General features: G+C 69.5%; 16 protein-coding genes and 1 pseudogene. 16 read left to right on the top strand and 1 reads right to left on the bottom strand.

What is annotated here, in order from left to right:
- The 11 genes and pseudogenes from ACGFR7_RS33440 to ACGFR7_RS33390 form a co-directional block, all read left to right on the top strand.
- Positions 1-239, top strand: a pseudogene (locus ACGFR7_RS33440) (hypothetical protein); the annotation flags it as partial.
- Positions 240-254: 15 nt separating this feature from the next.
- On the top strand, positions 255-1,304 hold the full coding sequence (locus ACGFR7_RS33435; protein ID WP_393326580.1) for a major capsid protein: 1,050 nt from the start codon (positions 255-257) through the stop codon (positions 1,302-1,304).
- Positions 1,305-1,306: 2 nt separating this feature from the next.
- Positions 1,307-1,600, top strand: a complete 294-nt coding sequence (locus ACGFR7_RS33430; protein ID WP_393326577.1) for a hypothetical protein — start codon at positions 1,307-1,309, stop codon at positions 1,598-1,600.
- An 82-nt stretch (positions 1,601-1,682) separates the two neighbouring features.
- A complete protein-coding gene (locus ACGFR7_RS33425) occupies positions 1,683-2,021 on the top strand; it encodes a hypothetical protein (protein WP_393326574.1) in 339 nt (112 codons plus the stop codon).
- Entirely contained in the window at positions 2,018-2,860 is an 843-nt protein-coding gene (locus ACGFR7_RS33420) for a hypothetical protein (RefSeq protein WP_393326571.1), read from the top strand. Before ACGFR7_RS33425 ends, ACGFR7_RS33420 begins: the two co-directional genes overlap by 4 nt.
- Positions 2,857-3,237, top strand: a complete 381-nt coding sequence (locus ACGFR7_RS33415; RefSeq protein WP_393326568.1) for a hypothetical protein — start codon at positions 2,857-2,859, stop codon at positions 3,235-3,237. The genes ACGFR7_RS33420 and ACGFR7_RS33415 overlap by 4 nt, the downstream gene beginning before the upstream one ends.
- Entirely contained in the window at positions 3,237-3,686 is a 450-nt protein-coding gene (locus tag ACGFR7_RS33410) for a DUF6093 family protein (protein WP_393326565.1), read from the top strand. Before ACGFR7_RS33415 ends, ACGFR7_RS33410 begins: the two co-directional genes overlap by 1 nt.
- Positions 3,683-4,069, top strand: a complete 387-nt coding sequence (locus tag ACGFR7_RS33405) for a hypothetical protein (RefSeq protein ID WP_393326562.1) — start codon at positions 3,683-3,685, stop codon at positions 4,067-4,069. The genes ACGFR7_RS33410 and ACGFR7_RS33405 overlap by 4 nt, the downstream gene beginning before the upstream one ends.
- On the top strand, positions 4,066-4,521 hold the full coding sequence (locus ACGFR7_RS33400) for a hypothetical protein (RefSeq protein WP_393326560.1): 456 nt from the start codon (positions 4,066-4,068) through the stop codon (positions 4,519-4,521). The genes ACGFR7_RS33405 and ACGFR7_RS33400 overlap by 4 nt, the downstream gene beginning before the upstream one ends.
- Positions 4,522-4,639: 118 nt before the next feature.
- Positions 4,640-5,113: a hypothetical protein gene (locus ACGFR7_RS33395; RefSeq protein ID WP_393326557.1), complete on the top strand. Its 474-nt coding sequence runs from the start codon at positions 4,640-4,642 to the stop codon at positions 5,111-5,113.
- An 82-nt stretch (positions 5,114-5,195) separates the two neighbouring features.
- Positions 5,196-5,747, top strand: coding sequence for a hypothetical protein (locus tag ACGFR7_RS33390; RefSeq protein WP_393326554.1), 552 nt, complete (start codon positions 5,196-5,198; stop codon positions 5,745-5,747).
- 14 nt (positions 5,748-5,761) lie between these two features.
- Here the strand turns inward: ACGFR7_RS33390 and ACGFR7_RS33385 are convergent, their stop codons facing one another.
- Positions 5,762-6,139 carry a hypothetical protein gene (locus ACGFR7_RS33385; protein WP_393326552.1) on the bottom strand — a complete coding sequence of 126 codons (378 nt, stop codon included), beginning with the start codon at positions 6,137-6,139 and terminating at the stop codon, positions 5,762-5,764.
- Between the two features lie 24 nt (positions 6,140-6,163).
- Between ACGFR7_RS33385 and ACGFR7_RS33380 the strand changes: the two genes are divergently transcribed.
- From ACGFR7_RS33380 to ACGFR7_RS33360, 5 genes are read left to right on the top strand one after another with little or no spacing between them, the layout of a single operon-like run.
- Positions 6,164-11,368 (top strand): phage tail tape measure protein, encoded by a 5,205-nt coding sequence (locus ACGFR7_RS33380; RefSeq protein ID WP_393326550.1) that lies wholly within the window; start codon positions 6,164-6,166, stop codon positions 11,366-11,368.
- A complete protein-coding gene (locus tag ACGFR7_RS33375) occupies positions 11,355-12,257 on the top strand; it encodes a hypothetical protein (RefSeq protein WP_393326547.1) in 903 nt (300 codons plus the stop codon). The genes ACGFR7_RS33380 and ACGFR7_RS33375 overlap by 14 nt, the downstream gene beginning before the upstream one ends.
- A gap of 9 nt (positions 12,258-12,266) precedes the next feature.
- The gene (locus tag ACGFR7_RS33370) at positions 12,267-13,208 is read left to right on the top strand and encodes a hypothetical protein (protein ID WP_393326545.1); all 942 of its coding nucleotides are present in this window, start codon (positions 12,267-12,269) and stop codon (positions 13,206-13,208) included.
- Complete coding sequence (locus ACGFR7_RS33365) at positions 13,208-14,302, top strand: hypothetical protein (RefSeq protein ID WP_393326543.1); 1,095 nt, start codon at positions 13,208-13,210, stop codon at positions 14,300-14,302. Before ACGFR7_RS33370 ends, ACGFR7_RS33365 begins: the two co-directional genes overlap by 1 nt.
- Positions 14,302-16,179, top strand: coding sequence for a hypothetical protein (locus ACGFR7_RS33360; RefSeq protein WP_393326541.1), 1,878 nt, complete (start codon positions 14,302-14,304; stop codon positions 16,177-16,179). The genes ACGFR7_RS33365 and ACGFR7_RS33360 overlap by 1 nt, the downstream gene beginning before the upstream one ends.
- Positions 16,180-16,226: the final 47 nt, after the last annotated feature.

Genomic DNA, 16,226 nt, shown 5'->3' with positions numbered 1-16,226 from the left:
CCGGCGGCTCCAGCCCCGCCGTCTCGGTCGCCACTACCACCGCCGGAGGCGCGGCCGGAGCCTCCGACGGCACCCAGGTCTTCGCCGGCCTCCTCTACACCGAGACCGCGTTCAACCCCGGCTCCACCAAGTGCGGCGCCGCAATGCTCGTCCACGGCGACGTCCGCATGGACAAGCTCCCCCTCCCCTTCGAGCGCCCGGCATCCACCGGCCGCACCGACTCCATCAACTTCTCCTGAAAGGGGTGACACACCATGCTTGACGCCCTGCTCAGGGACATCGACGCCACCGCGATCAACGCGTTCGTCCGCGAGGTCCAGACACCCGCCGACTACGCCCTGACCCTCTCGGTCATGCCGGAACGCGCCATCAACTCCGTCAAGTTCCGCATCAAGCGCAGCTCGCGACGGGTCGCCGCCGCCAAGTACCGCGCCTGGGACGCGCAGACCGCCGTCGCCACCCGCGAGGCGCAGCGCATCGTCACCGAGGGCATGCTGCCCCCGCTCGGCCAGAAGTACCTGGTCGGCGAACTGGAGCAGATCCTCCTCGACACCGCCCGCGGCGCCGACTCCTCCGAACTGGTCGAACTGCTCTACCAGGACGTCGCCGCCCACGTGCAGTCCATCAAGTCCCGCCTGGAGCTCGCCGTCGGCGACCTCCTCACCGACGGCAAGTTCACCCTTTCCGGAGAGAACGGCCTGACCGTCGAGTACGACGCCGGCGTTCCCTCGGCGAACATGCCGACCGCCTCGACCGCGTGGACGGACCCGACCGCCGACGCCATCGCCGACGAGCAGGCCTGGATCGAAACGCTCCGGGCCTCCGGCGCGCCTCTTCCCTCCCGCGTCCTGACCTCCTACAAGGCCCGCGCGCTGCTCATGGCGAACAACGCCTATCGCGCCGCCTACTACGGCTCGGTGAACCCGTCGAACACCCCCACGGCGACCCTCGCGCCCAACGAGGTCGACGTCGTGAGAGCGCGCTACGGGCTGCCGCCCATCCAGATCTACGACGTGCAGATCCCCCTGGACGACGGCACCACCGCCCGCCCCATCCCCGACAACAAGTGGATCCTGCTGCCCCCGAACCCGCAGGAGTGGGCCGAGACGCAGTACGGCGTCACCGCCGAGTCCCTGGTCCTGTCCTCCGGCGGCAACCCCGCCATCGAGCGGGAGGAAGCCCCCGGCATCGTCGTCACCCACGGCTACAAGGACGACCCGGTCCAGGTGTGGACCAAGGGCGCCGCTGTCGCCATGCCGGTGATGTATGTCCCGGACATCCACGTCACGGCGTCGGTGTTCTGATCATGGCGCGGCTCGCAGCGACCACGCACGTCGTGGACCCGGAGACGCACCAGATGACCGTCCTGCCCGAAGGGTCTGAGCCGGAGCCGCACCTCGCGGCGCTGGTGACCAACCCGGCGTGCTGGCAGGACGGCAAGCTCCCCACCCCGGCCAAGAAGGCCACTGAGGAGCAGTCCACGCCCGAACCGTCGCCGGACGGCGACGAGGGCGACAAGCCGGCCACCGCGAAGAAGGCGGCGGCCAACCGACCGGCTCGGGGCCGGAAGTCAGCAGCCGACGAGGGCGCAGGCAGCTGACGCACCGTGCGGGCCCTGAGCTGGGGCGCCAGGGCCCGCACAACCCCACCCTTCCCACCCGCACCACACACCGGAGGCCGCAGTGGACGACGCCACACGCAACTGGCTCCTGTCCCAGCTCGGCACCGACACCAACCTCGCCGACCTCGAAGCCCGCTATACCCGCCTCGGCAAAGCCCGCGCCGTCGCCATCGAAATCCTCAACCAGCGCAAAGCCGACCTCATCGCGCAGCCCAGCGTCATCGGCGTCAGCTCCGTCGTGAACATCAACACAACAGGCAACATCGCCGCCCTCGAGCGGCAGATCGCCTACCTCGAATCCGAAGACGCTCCGCCCGCCCCCGACGAGCCCGCCGACACAGGCGACGACAGCGACAGCCGCTTCGGGATCATCCGCCTCGTCGAGAGGCGCCGCCGATGACCACGCCCGTACGCGACACCCGCACCCGTCAAGGCCGCGAAGAGCTCACCACGCTCATCGCCGCCGGCGCCGTGCAGCTCACCACCGCCTGGTCGATCCTGCACACCAGCCAGCACACCCTCCTCGACCGCCTCGACCAGATCCAGGGCGGCCGCGCCGTCGGGGCCACGCAGCAGATCCGCACCGCGCTCGTCGCGTTCAACGCCGACGTCGGCGAGTTCGACCGCCGCGCCCGCGCCTTCGCCGAACGCTGGGCGGCCCAGGACCTCCCCATCGCCTACCGCGACGGAGCCGTCCGCGCCCTCCGCGCGGCCGAAGCCGACGCCGGCCTGTTCACCTGGACCGCCAGCCACCAGGCCTCCGTCACCGGCCTGACCGCCCCGTTCTGGGCCGACCTGATCCGCCGCATCACCGAAGCAGTCCGCCGCGCCCATGCCTTCGCCCGCGCAGCGCAGGACGCCGCCCGCTCCGTCCTCGGCGTACAGGCGGAACGGCTCCTCGAGGAACACCCCCTCGACACCGTCATCTACTCCAACCAGGCCCGCCACCCCGTCCACGCCTGGGCCGCGGCCGCGCTCTCCTGGCAGGGCGTCGTCACCGCCAACCACGGCTCGATCAACACCGCCCGCGACGAGCTCGACGCCGAGTGGATGCAGGTCCGGGACGGGCCGGAGTGCGGATGGACGAGCCATCCGGACACCGACCACGCCGACGGCACCCTCCGCTCCGCCGACGAATGCGCCACCTACCCCAGTGCGCATCACGGCTGCATACGGGAGTTCTACCCCCGCCCCGACCTCACTGGCCGGACCGACATCGCGGACGGAGACCCGGCATGAGCGACCAGCAGCCCACCGCGCACGGCGTCCGCATCGACGCCCAACCCGGCAGCGCCAGCATCCGCCTCGACGGCACCGAAGTCGGGCACGACGTCATCGGCTACACCCTCCAGCACGACGTCCACGGGTCCCTGCCGCAGTTGGTCCTGCACATCCGGCAGCCTGCCAGCGCCACCTTCGAAGGACTGGCGCACGTCGCGGTAGCCGACCAGCCCGACCCCGCCGAAACCATCCGCACGTTCCTGTGCGCCGTGAACCCCGTCCAACTCGAGCAGGCCGCCCTCGACCGGGACGACCTGGACGACGAGCGGTACGCCCTCACCCGGGCCATGCTCACCCAGCTGATGGAGTGGGCCGACGAGAGAGGAGCAGCCTGATGGCAGGCCTCGATGCCGCGCTCGCCAGCGTCACCCGCTGGCTCGGCGCCAACCTCCTCGTCGACACGGTCCGCATCACCGCGCCCGCCACCGACGGCCCGGTCTACAACCCCGACACCGGCCAGAACGAATACCCGCCGGGCGAGGTCCTCTACGAGGGCCCCGGCGCTGTACAGGGCGGCACCGCCCAGTCCGAGATCAGCGCCACCCCGGACGCCGGGCAGATGTGGGTGGGAGAGACCAAGAGCCGCTACAGGCTCCTGACCCCCCTCACCGCCCCCATCGCACCCAAGGACGCCACCATCGAGGTCATCGGCGTCCACAACACCGCGAACCTGGCGCTCCTCGGCCGGTCATGGACCAGCCAGGACCCCTCCCGCGCCGCCACGGTGGAGGTCGTACGGATCACTCCGCTTGACCAGAACCAGGCACCGCGGGGGGCGGCATGACGCCCGAGCAGCTGGCCGCCCGGCTGGAGGCGGCCGCGCACCGCATCGGACCCGCCATCACCCACAGCGTCGAGCACGCAGCCGACTTCGGGCGCGCGCAGATCAAGGGCCACGCCTCCGGGCGCCCCGGGCCGAACGTCATCACCGGCTACTACCGCAACAGCTGGCAGATCGAGACGCGCCGCCTGCCCTACGGCGCGCAGTGCACCATCGGCACCGAAGAGCCCTACGGCCGGCGCCTCGAATTCGGGTTCGTGGGTGCCGACAGCCTGGGCCGCGTATACAACCAGCCGCCGTACCCGCACGTGCAGCCGTCCCTGCCCGCCATGACAGCGGCCTTGCGGTTCGGGATGCTGTCCGCCGTCGCGGAGGTGCTGCGGTGATCGAACGCCGCCTGGTCACCAACGCGCTGACAAGCCTCCTCGGTACGGCCACCAGCCTGCCCGTCGGCAAGGGCGTCCTGCCAGCCGGGGCCGCGAACGCCACCGCCTACTACGTCCTGACCCCCCTGGACTCCTCCCTCTCCGGCGCGTTCTACGCCGACATGAACGAGGACCTGTCCCTCGTCGTCCAGGTCACCTCGGTCTCCGCCCCGGACAAGACCCGCCCCGGCAGCGCCGGCACCCTCGAGCAGGCCGAAGGCCTCGCCGACAAAGCCCGCACGGCGTTCCTCTCCCGACACCCCACCACCGGCCAGTGGACCAACGCCCTCACCGTGCCCAGTGTCCGCTGCATGTGCCGGGAGCTGGAGACCGAACCCGGGGCAATGAATGATCCCGCCGATGGCATCATCAGTTACGTGCAGCGGTTCAGGTTCGACCTGACCCCAGCTTGACCCCTGGTCAGGCATTACCGCACCGCGGCGGCCCCTTTCGCGGACGTGCCACCTCGTGGCCGAGACGACCCACACAGACGTGAAGGGGCCACCGGCCCCGGGACAAGGGGCCCATCTCATGGCCAGGTTTTCCCGTAAGGGCGTAACCAAGATCCTGTTCGCCGAGACCATCGCGGCGACGACATACATCCCCACCCGCGTCGAAATCACCGGCGCCACCAAGCTCACCAAGGCCATCGCCGCGGTCGACGGGTTCTCCCTGGAAAACCAGGAGATCGAAACCCCCGACATGGAGTCCACGTTCGACTCCAAGATCCCCGGCTCCGACCAGGCCGCCGACTCCTCGCTGACGTTCTACGAGGACGACACCGACGACGACCTCGAGCAGTCCCTCGCCAAGGGCACCACGGGTTTCATCATCATCCTCCGCAAGGGCGACGTCCCCGCCTCCAACAGCATGGACGTCTACCCGGTGCGTGTCGCCTCCCGCAGCTCGGAGATCACCGCCGACAACGAGGCCGCCAAGTGGATGGCCAAGTTCAGCATCACGGACACCCCGGTACAGGGCGCAGCCGTCCCGGCCGCCACCTGACCCACCAGCCCCCGGCCGGCGCCCTCCGCTTTTGGGAAGGGGCGCCGCGGTGCCGGCCGGGCCCCTTCCCACTGGAGACACCATGACCACCACCACCCAGCCCCAGCCCCCGGCCAACGCCGTCGCCCAGGACGCCCACTGGGCCTCCACCCTGGAGCGCCTGCGCAACCGCCAGCGCCCCACCGCCACCCTCACCATCTGCGACGACAGCGCCGCCAAGAACAACCTCGGCACCGCCCACTACGAGCAGCGCAACACCCAGCGCCAGTACGAGGGAAACGAGACAACCCCCGAAGCCAAGAAGGCCCTGCGCGCCGCCGAACAGAAGGTCGCAGCCGCCCAGAAGGCCGTGGACGACGCATCCATCGTGCTCACCTTCCGGGCCCTGGAGCGCACCGACCTCGACGCCCTGAAGAAGGCCCACCCGCCCACCGAGGAGCAGGCCGAAGACGGCTTCGAAATCAACGCCGACACCCTCGGGCCCGCCCTCGTCGCCGCCTCCAACACCGACGGCATGACCGAAGAGCAGGCCCGCGAATTCCTCGACACCTGGTCCGACGCCGAAGCCGGCGCCCTCTTCTCCACCGCCTGGAACGTCCAGCTGGAGTCCCGCCTGGACCTGGGAAAAGGCTGATCGCCGATGCCCGGCTACGCGGCGAACTCGAACTGTGCGACCGATGGGGCATCCCGCACTCGCAGTTCCGCGGACTCGGCACCGGCGAATGGACCCCGCGCGACCGCGCCAAGGCCCTGGCCTACCGCGACTACCAGCGCACCGTCTGCCCCCAGTGCGGCACCCGCGCCGACGACTGGGACCAGGGCGGAGACGACGACACCGAAGACGCCTACGTCGCCGTCACCCACCTGTGCATCGGCTGCCAGACCATCGCCGACAAACAGGACTCCCTCAAAGACGACGACGCCAGCAGCCGCGGCAAAAAGGTCCTGCTCATCCCCGCCACGGTGCACGCCGCCACCGAGGCAATGAAGCAACTCCAAGCAGCCCGACGCACGCACCACGACCACGACGACGAGTAGGGAGGGGGGACGGTGGCGAACTGGAACCTCAGCGTTGACCTGCGGGGAAACGGCACCAGCCTGGCCCGCGCGCTCCGCGAGTCCGCCACCCACGCCCGCACCCTCGACCAGTCCCTCACCCGGGCCCGCACCGGCCTGCGCGAACTCGACACAGCCGCCCTCGCCGCCCGCGGCAACCTCCGCTCCCTCGGCCGTGAGGCCCGCAACGCCGCACGCGACATCCAGCGCCTGGCCAACGCCAGCCGCGACGCCGCACGCAACCTCAACCGCTACGGCGACGCGGCCCGCACCGCCCAGCGCGGCATGGACCGCCTCGGCACCAACAGCCGCGACGCATCCCGCCAGATCTCCCGCATGTCCAGCCAGCTCAGCGGCGCCATCCGCGACCTCAACCGCCTCGGCACGGCAGCCCGCACCGCAGCCGCCCACACCAACCGGGTCGGCGACCGAGGCGTCTCGAACATGCGGCGCTTCGCCGGCGAGACCGGCCGCGCCCACTCCCAGCTGCGCAGCATGGCCGCCCTCCTGTCCGGTGGCGCACTGGTCATGGGCCTGGGCGCCATGGTCAAAGAGGGCAATGAGTACCAGCAGGAGATGAACGCCTTCGGGGCGGTCACCGGCGCCACCCAGATGCAGATGAAGCGCGCGGCCGCGACCGCCAACCAGCTCGGCAACGACCTGTCCCTGCCGGGCGCCACCGCCGGCGACGCCGCCGAGGCCATGGTCGAACTCGCCAAGGCCGGTTTCCGCACCGACCAGGCCATCTCCGCCACCAGCGCATCCCTGCGCCTCGCCTCCGCCGCCCAGGTCAACGCCGCCGACTCCGCGAAGTATCTCGGCGACATCATGGACCAGTTCGGCATGGGTGCCGACCAGGCATCCCGCGCCGCCGACACCCTCGCGTCCACCGCCAACGCGGCATCGGGCGACATTAAGGACATTTACTATGCAATGAAATATGCCGGACCTGTCGCCCACGGGCTCGGTGTCTCCATCGAGGAGACCGCGTCCGCAGTCGGCATGCTCGGCAAGGCAGGCATCCTCGGCCAGACCGCCGGCACCACCCTCCGCGGCATGATGGCCAACCTCGCCGCCCCCACCCCGCAGATGATCGAAGGCCTCAAGGCCATGAACATCGAAGCGTGGGACGCCCAGGGCAACTTCAAGGGCCTGCGCTACGTCATCGACGGCCTGTCCAAGGCCCAGCACAACATGACCCAGCAGGACTTCGCGGCCGCCGTCAAGAAGTCCATGGGCAAGCCCGCCATGTCTGGCGCTATCGCCATGGCCCACCAGGGCGTCGACTCCTTCGACAACCTCATGGCCGCAGTCAAGGGCACCGGCTCGGCCGCCGACATCGCCGCCGCGAAGGGCAAGGGCCTGGCCGGCGCCATGCTCGGCCTCAAAACCCAGGCCCGCCAGACCGGACTCGCCATCTACCAGGGCATGGCCCCCGGGATGGAATGGATGACCCGCGGCATCACCAAGGGACTATCCGCCGCCACCCCGAAGATCGAAAAGTTCTTCCAGTACCTCAACTCCGCGGCCACCCTCTTCGGCCCGGAAATCGGCGCCGCCCTCTCCAGCCGCTTCTCGACCCTCGGCAAAAGCGTCTCCGGCATGATCGGCCCGCTCAAAGACTTCGGCGAGCACGCCCTCGCCCAGTTCCTGCACACCCTGCTGTCCATCGGCGACACCGCAGGCGAGATCTTCTCCAACATCGTCGCCTTCATCGAGCCCGTCGTCTCCGGCTTCTCCTCGCTAGCCAAGGGCTCCTCCGGCCTCGGCACAGCCGTCGACATCGCCGTCATGGCCCTCGACGCGGTCCTGTCCGTGCTGGGCTGGCTCTCCGGGATCCTCGGCCCCATCGGCCACGTCGTCGGCGGCATCGTCTCCGCCTTCGGGTCGCTCCCCGGCCCGGTGCAGGCAGCCGTCGCCGCGATGCTCCTCTTCCGCCGCGTCCAGGGCCCCCTGTCCAACATCGCCAACACCGTCCGCGGCCGCGTCACCGGAGCCTTCCAGTCCCTGTCACAGCAGATGGCCTACCAGCGCACCCTCGCTGGTGCAGCCGGCCAATCCCTCTCCCGCTACGGTGCGGCATTCGCTGTCCTCCAAGACCGGGTGCCGATCATCGGCCGTATGGCCGGCAGCTTCCGGACCGCCGCCGCCGCCGGATCCGGATTCACCAGCACACTCCGCGGAGTCGCCGCAGCAGCAGGTACCGGCTTGCGCGGAGCCATGACCGGCCTCACCGCAGCCATGGGCGGCCCGTGGGGCGTAGCCATCGCTGGCGCAACCGTTGCCCTGGGCTTCCTCGCCAGCGCACAGCAGAAAGCAGCCCAAGCCGCCGCAGAGCACGACCAGCGGATCGCGAACCTCTCCCAGGCTCTGCGCGAGTCCAAAGGCGCTGTCGATGACAACGTCCGCGCCGTCGCCGCTCAACAGATCCAGGACATGAAGGTCGGCGACGGCCGGCAGAAACTCGTCGACGTGATGCGCCGCTCCGGCGTCTCCCTCAAGAGCCTCACAAGCTCCTACCTGGGCGAAGGCAAGAGCCTCGGCGAACTCCAAAAGCAACTGGAGGGAGTCGCTGAAGCGCACACGAAGGTAACCGTCTCCAGCGGCGGCGGCGTCGTCACCGACATCGACCCGGTCGGCAAGTCCGCGAAGGACGCGGCCGCCGCCCTGGGCAGCATGAAGGGGGAGATGTCCGGAGCGGCGCGGTCTGCGAAAGAACTGGCTGCCGCGCAGAAGGGATCCGAAGACGGCGTCTCCGCCTACCAGCGACTCAAGGACTCGGTTGCGGCTCTCGCCGACAAGACCGGCGACGCCGACTCCCGCACCCGCGCCCTGCGCGCCAGCCTCGACCTGCTCTCCGGCGGCAGCATCAGCCTCCAAGCCGCCCAGGCACGCGTAAACGAGGCCATCACCCAGGCCAACGACGCAATGACCAACGGCATCAGCAAGAGCGACGGCTGGGGCAAGGCCCTCGTCAAAGCCAACGGGCAGATCGACACCACCACGAAGAACGGCCAGTCGCTGTTCAACACCTTCAACAACATCGCCGACGGGTCAGCGGACGCCGCAATCGCGGCCTACGACTTCGCGCAGTCGCAGGGCAAGGGCCTTCCCGAGAGCTTGAAGGCCTCACAGGCGGAGATGCAAAAGGCCCGCGACGCGGCCATCAAGCTCGGCGAAGGCTACGGCCTGTCCAGCAAGCAGGCGCAGGGCGTCGCCGACGCGATGGGCCTCATCCCCGGCCAGGTCTCCATCCTGCTCCAAACCAAGGGCGTCGACTCCACCCTCGCCGAGCTCCTCGCCGTCCAAGCGGAGTTCGCGAAGGTCCCGAAGTCCAAGACGGTCAAGGTCGACACCCTGTCCGACGACGCGAAGAAGAAGCTCGAGGAGCTCGGCTACACCGTCAAGCTCATCCCGGGAACCCGCGAATACAAGGTCACCGCGAAGACCGGGCAGGCAAAAGCAGACCTCGCCAACCTGCTCAAGCAGATGCAGGCCGTACCCGGCGGCAAGAGCCTCAACATGAGCGCGAAGACCGCCGGGGCACTCCGCGATCTGGAAAACCTCAAGGCAGCGGTCCAAAAGCAACACGGCAAGACCATCACGATGAACGTCCCCACCGCAGAGGGGCGCCGCCAGCTGGAACTCCTCGGATTCAAAATCCAGTCGACGGACGGGAAAACGGTCGTTGTCAGCGTGCCGACCGGCACCCCGAAATCCCAGGTCGCCGCAATCCAGGGTGCCATCGACAGTGTCCACGGCAGCTCAGCGACCATCAGCATCTACAAGAAAACGTTCATCGACACGATCGTCAGGAAGGCCAACCCAGGCCCGTACGCCAGCGGCTACCAGGCCGACGGATCCGTCCAGGTCGCGCACTACGCCGGCGGTGGCATGCGGCGCGAGCAGCACACCGCGCAGATCGCCCGCGCCGGCGAATGGCGCGTGTGGGCCGAAGACGAGACCGGCGGCGAGGCCTACATTCCCCTCGCCGTTGGCAAGCGGCGCCGCTCCCGCGCCATCGCCGAGGAGACCGTGCGCCGCCTGGGCGGCCGGGGCATCGCGTGGAACGCCGACGGCTCCGTTACCCGGTTCGCTGACGGCGGCGGCCTGGACTTCACCTACTCCGGATTCGGCGGCGCAGCCCAGAAGTACACCCTGTCTGGACTGATCTCCGCCTCAAACGACAAGAACGGCAACTTCAGCCTCTCGGTCTTCACGAGCAAGCTGCGCGCTTCCAACAACGCTCTCGACGCCTGGCGCAAGGACCTCGCCACGGTCGCATCCCGCGCCGGCCAGGACGTCGCTGCCGCACTCGCCGACATGGGCGACGAAGGCATCGCGCTGACGAAGAAAATGGCCCACGGTTCGTCGAAGTACATCAACGACATGGCCTCTCAGCTGCGGAACCTCGCAGCCTCGGCCAAGGCGTCCCTGGGCGAGTACACCTCGCAGCTCAACGCCGCGGTGAAAGACCAGGCCGCGTTCCAGGCGAACCTCACCAGGCTCGCTGCCAGCGGCTACGGGGCTCTCGCCACGCGCCTCGCGTCGCAGAACGATCAGGACGCCGAGGCTCTGGCCGCCGCCGCAGCCAAGGACAAGAGCAAGGCAGCTTCGGCAAACAAGGCCGCCACCGCGGCAAACAACGCACTGTCCTCCGACCAGATCGCCCAACTGGTGCAGATCATCGCCGCGGTCAAGAGCTCCAAGACCGGCATCCACGACGTGGCCTCCGCCACCGGGCTGGGCGAAGACGACATCGTCACCGTCGCCACCAAAGCCAGCAGTCAGATCAAGAGCAGCCTCGGTTCCCGCTCTGCGAAATTCCTCGCCGACCTGGCCCGCGCACAGAAGGGCCTGTCATACGCCAACGGCGGCATCCGCCCCGGCATCTACGGAACCCGCGCCGGCGCCGTCACGTTCGCCGAGCCCTCCACCGGCGGAGAGGCGTACATCCCCCTCGGCGCCAACAAGCGGGCCTCGGCCACCGCAGTCCTCGGCGACGTCGCCCAGCGCTTCGGCGTCGGCCTGACCGACGCGAACGCCGGACGTGCCGTCGTCATCAGCCAGGAAGGCCCCACCACCGTGAACGTGCCCGTGACCAGGACCGGCGCATCCGCCTACGACATCGGCCACCAGGTCGGCCGGCAGATGCGGCGCGCACGCAGGGGAGGGGTGGCAGCCCGTGCCGGACGTTGACCTGAACGAGGGGCAGTGGGACCTCGGCGGTGTCCTCATGGGCACCGGCACCCCGATCCGCTTCAAGGAAGTCACCGGCCTCGGCTGGCCCGGAACCCGCGACTCCGACGTCGACCGGCCGTCCGCTGACGGCACCTACCCGGGCCCGGACTACTACACGGCCCGCACCATCGAGTTCGACGGCGGCATCACCATCCCCGGCAACGGCCCCGCCTGCGAAGCCCTCCTCGCGCAGCTCCAGGCCGCCGCCGATGATCCCGCCATCCGGCTCGTCGGCGGCGCCACGATGCCGCTACGCGTCCGCCGGCCCGGCGGCACCACCCGACGCGCCAACGGCCGACTGCGCCGCTGCGCCCCGGAGATGGCCACCGCCATCCACGGCCGCATCGAACTCGACATGGCATTCGAAGCGACCGACCCCACCTGGTACGGCGACACCGAGCAGACCCTCGACATCCCCCTCGGCTGGATGACCGGCGGCGGATTCACCGCCCCCGTCGTCGCACCCATCTTCGTCACCTCCGCCACCACCACCGCGGAACGCCCCGGGTGGGTCACCAACGCCGGCACCCGCGACACCTGGCCCGTCCTGCGCATCCAGGGGCCGTGCAACAACGTCACCATCACTCACGCCACCTCGGGCCGCGTCCTGGCCCTGCCGACGCTCGCCCTCACCGCGGGCCAGTGGGTGGAGATGGACACCCGGCCGGGGCGACTGTCGGTGGTGCGGGAGAACGGCGGCAACGCCGAAACGTACCTGGCCGCCGCCTCCCGTCTCGACCTGTTCTCCCTGCCCCCCGGCACGTCCGAGATGCGGTGGACCGCCGTCGACCCGACCAACACAGCCCGGCTCACCATCACCTGGCGCGACGCCTACACCGCCCTCTAGGAGCACGACATGGCCCTGTTCCAAGCACCGATCCTCACGGACGGCGCCTCACACAGCGCACAGCAGTTCCGCATGCTCGTGCGGGACCTGGCCCGCGGGTCGGAGGGCATCACCGAAGGAGACGACCTGAAGGTAACGGCCCTGTCCACACCGGGGGCGTCCGTCAACATCTCCGACGGCTCAGGCATTGTCCGTGGACGTGACAACGCCTTCCAGGGCTCCTATGCCGTCTGCAACGTGGGTACCGAAACCATCGACATCGCGCCCACAGGCGGCACCCCGCGATCCGACATGATCGTATTGAGGGTCGAGGACCCCGAATACCCCGGCAGCAGCCTCGACCCGGCCACCGACCAGATCGAATACTTCCAGATCATTTCCGGTGTCACCTCCACCGCCACGGCAATCCCGGACTCCCGCACGGCGATCCCCCTGGCCCGCATCGACATACCGGCATCGACGTCCATCATCACCGACGCGATGATCACGGACCTGCGGAGCATCGCCAACGCCCGCCGCGACCGCACCCTGAACATGCAGTCCCCGGGCTCCCTGTCCACCGAGATCAGCGGATCCAGCGGCACCTACTCCTACTTCAGCACCGCCGCGGGCTGGAACATCGCCATCCCCGCCTGGGCAGCCCGCGTCAAAATCAAGATCGACGTGGGGCAGATCCGCTACAGCACCGGCACGATCTTCGGGCAACTCCGCGCCACCTTCGGCGCCAGCCTCACCGTCCAGCAGGTCATCCTCGACGACAACCAGGGCACCGGCGTCCGCCGCGGCACCGTTGTCCTCGGCGACAACCTCCTCATCCCCTCCGCCTACCGCGGCACCACCCAGCTCCTGCGCCTCCAAGTCGCCGGCTTCTCCGGCAACGCGGGCAAGTTCTCCGTCGACTCCTCAACGACGATCATCGCGGACGTCGAATTCTTCGAGGCGCCGTACTGATGGCCGGCTACCGGGTACTGACCCAGCACGCCCTCACCGGCCAGTGGCTGTCCAAAGCCCTCCCGATCACCGACCTGGAGTACGGCTCCGAACTGAACGGGCCCGGCTCCCTATCCGGCACGCTCGCCCCGCACCTCCTCGCCTCCAACACCACCCTCACCGACCCAGGCACCACCCTCATCTACGTCGAGCGCGACGGGCTGCTGCGCTGGGGCGGCCTCGTCTGGGACGCCCGCCCGCAAGGCTCTGAATACGCCATCGAGGCGGCCGGCTGGTCCTCCTACCTCCAGCACCGCCACGACCTGGACGGCAACCTCGGTGGCCGCGGCCCCTACGCCAACGCCGACCCCTGCACCGTCATCCGCGACGTCTGGGCCTACGCGCAGTCCATCGCCGACGGCAACCTTGGCGTCACCGTCGACGCCACCACCAGCACCGCGAAGGTCGGCACCACCGCCGAGCCGCTGAAGTTCTCCTGGTGGGAGAGCCCGGTGCTGGGCGACGCCATCGATGACCTCGTCTCCGGGGACGCGACCCCCGACTACGCCTGCGACGTCGCCTGGAACACCGGCCGTACCGCGCCCGTGCGCAGGGTCCGGCTCGGCTGGCCACGCCTCGGAGCGCGCCGGACCGACATCAGCTTCGCGACCGGCGTCAACATCCTCGAGGACCCCGAGGTACCGCAGGCCGGCGACGAGTACGCCCAGGTCGTCGTCGCCGTCGGCACCGGAGACGGCTCCGCGAAGAAGCGGTCGATCAACGCCATCCGCAACGGCCGCCTCCGCCTCGAAACAGTCCTCGACCTGCCCGACGTCAACGGCACCGACCTACTGGCCCAGCGCGCCGCCGCCGAATCGAAATGGCGCCAGACCCTCGGCTCCGTACAGGAAATCACCGTGCGGGACCACCCCGCGGCCCCCATCGGCTCGTGGCAGGTCGGCGACGACGTCCGCGTCCGCGTCAACAACCCCTGGACCTCATTCGCGGGCTGGTGCCGCATCGTCAGTTGGACCGTCAAGCCCACCGCCCAAGGCGGCGAGCAGGCCACCCTCCAGCTCAAGCCCGCCGGCTCCTACGTCTACGGAGGCATGTGATGGACATCGGAGCCCAGCTCGCCATCCTGGAAGCCCGCATCAAGAAGGTCGAACGCGCCTCTCGCCTCTCGTCAGCCTCCCTCGACGGAACCGCCCTCGTGGCCCGCGACGACTTTGGTGGCCTGCGCGCGATCGTCGGGCAGCAGGCCGACGGCACCTCCGGCATCCAGGTCGTCAACGGACCCCCGCCCCCGGCCCCGTCCACCCCGGTCGTCGCCTCCGTGCTGGGCGGCGTCACCGTTTCGTGGGACGGCCAGTTCGCCGACGCCGCGGTGATCCCCCTGGACTGGGCCCGGATCGAGGTCCACGCCTCCACCAGCAGCGGCTTCACGGCGACCGCGGCGACGCTACAGTCCACGATCGAGACGGCGCAGGGCGCCACCGTCGTCGTAGTGACGGACGACCCGGTGTACGTACAACTGCTAGCCCGCAACACGTCCGGCGCCGCCTCAACCCCCTCCACCGAGGCCGGCCCGTACGGGCCGACACCGGTCGTCGCGTCCGACATCCTCGACGGCATCGTCACCGAGGCGAAGCTCGCGGCCGACGCCGTGACCGCCGCGAAAATCGCCGCCGGGGCCGTCGGCACCACCGAAATCACCGACGACGCCGTCACCACGCAGAAGATCGTGGCCGGGGCGATCCTCGCCGGACAGATAGCCGCCGGCGCCATCCTTACCGACAAGCTCGCCGCCGAGGCCGTCACCGCAGCGAAGGTGGCAGCCCTCGCCATCACCACCGACAAGCTCGACGCCAACGCCGTCACCACCGCCAAGCTCGCCGCAGGCAGCGTCGACGCCACCGCCATCAAGGCCGACGCCATCACCGGCAAGACCATCACCGGCGGCACCATCAACGGCACCGACATCACCGGCGCCACCGTCACCGGCGGCGTCCTCCAAACCAACACCACCGGCTCCCGCGTCGTGGTCACCCCCACCCCGCCCGCCGGCATGGTGAACCGGCCGACGATGCTCCTGTACTCCGGCGTCACCGGTGAGCTCTTCCCCGCCGGGCTCAACGCCGGCCCCACCGTGGGTGTCCCGGCGCAGCCCACCACAGCTCTCGGGGCGCCGATCGTCGCCCAGGACTCCAGCGGCGCCTACAGCCAAGCCGTCATCTCCCTCGGATCACCGAAAGCCGGATCCTTCCCCGGCCGCTTCGCCGTGGCAACGAACGCCCCAACGGCCACGAGCGAGATCGGTTTCGCCGCGATCGACGCCGCCTCCGGCTCTTCCACCGCTGGCGCCTCGTACATGAACATGTACGTCCAGGACGGCACCGGTACCGGCAAGCACAGCTCCGTCTACGTCACCGGCGACTACGTGAACGTAAACGCTAACGGCAGCGATCACACGTTCACCTCGTCCGGCCTCTCCGTCACGGGCAGCGTCATGGCCCAGAACACCCCGTACCTGGTCAGCAAGCCGGCGAACACCGACCGCACGAGCACCACCAGCCGGACCGCAGACCCACACCTGACGGTGTCGCTCCTCGCGAACGCCACCTACATCGTGGAGTTCCACCTGTTCACCGGCGGCAGTACGTTCGCTCTCACGGTGACGGAGTGGCTGGTGCCCACCGGCGCTACCGGCCTCAAGGGCGCCATGGGCCCGTCCTCGGCCGCGACTGAAGCCACCGCGGGCAACAACAACGGCGACGGCATCACCATGAGGAGCGGCGCACACAACTTCGGCACCACCATCACCTACGGCCGCCGCAACGTGAACACCAACGTCTGCTACGCCATCGAAACGGGCACCGTCACCACCACCAGCGCCGGAACCCTCGCCCTCGGTTGGGCACAGTCCACGTCGTCCACCACCTTCAACCGCATGGCCGTCGGCTCGTGGATGCGCGTCACCCGCATCGCCTGATGACCCCTGCAGGGGCAACGCCGGGACTGATCGCCCGTACTCTGAAC

Origin of the sequence: Streptomyces sp. NPDC048516 (genome assembly GCF_043199875.1) — a bacterium.
Classification (GTDB): Bacteria; Actinomycetota; Actinomycetes; order Streptomycetales; family Streptomycetaceae; genus Streptomyces.
The sequence above is the reverse complement of the archived record's forward strand: the minus strand, read 5'-3'. Positions and strand labels throughout refer to the sequence as shown.

Coding starts and splice junctions, on each gene's coding strand:
- ACGFR7_RS33410 (WP_393326565.1), top strand. CDS start 3,237: ATGGCAGGCCTCGATGCCGCGCTCGCCAGCGTCACCCGCTGGCTCGGC.
- ACGFR7_RS33420 (WP_393326571.1), top strand. CDS start 2,018: ATGACCACGCCCGTACGCGACACCCGCACCCGTCAAGGCCGCGAAGAG.
- ACGFR7_RS33365 (WP_393326543.1), top strand. CDS start 13,208: ATGGCCGGCTACCGGGTACTGACCCAGCACGCCCTCACCGGCCAGTGG.
- ACGFR7_RS33405 (WP_393326562.1), top strand. CDS start 3,683: ATGACGCCCGAGCAGCTGGCCGCCCGGCTGGAGGCGGCCGCGCACCGC.
- ACGFR7_RS33435 (WP_393326580.1), top strand. CDS start 255: ATGCTTGACGCCCTGCTCAGGGACATCGACGCCACCGCGATCAACGCG.
- ACGFR7_RS33360 (WP_393326541.1), top strand. CDS start 14,302: ATGGACATCGGAGCCCAGCTCGCCATCCTGGAAGCCCGCATCAAGAAG.
- ACGFR7_RS33370 (WP_393326545.1), top strand. CDS start 12,267: ATGGCCCTGTTCCAAGCACCGATCCTCACGGACGGCGCCTCACACAGC.
- ACGFR7_RS33415 (WP_393326568.1), top strand. CDS start 2,857: ATGAGCGACCAGCAGCCCACCGCGCACGGCGTCCGCATCGACGCCCAA.
- ACGFR7_RS33430 (WP_393326577.1), top strand. CDS start 1,307: ATGGCGCGGCTCGCAGCGACCACGCACGTCGTGGACCCGGAGACGCAC.
- ACGFR7_RS33390 (WP_393326554.1), top strand. CDS start 5,196: ATGACCACCACCACCCAGCCCCAGCCCCCGGCCAACGCCGTCGCCCAG.
- ACGFR7_RS33395 (WP_393326557.1), top strand. CDS start 4,640: ATGGCCAGGTTTTCCCGTAAGGGCGTAACCAAGATCCTGTTCGCCGAG.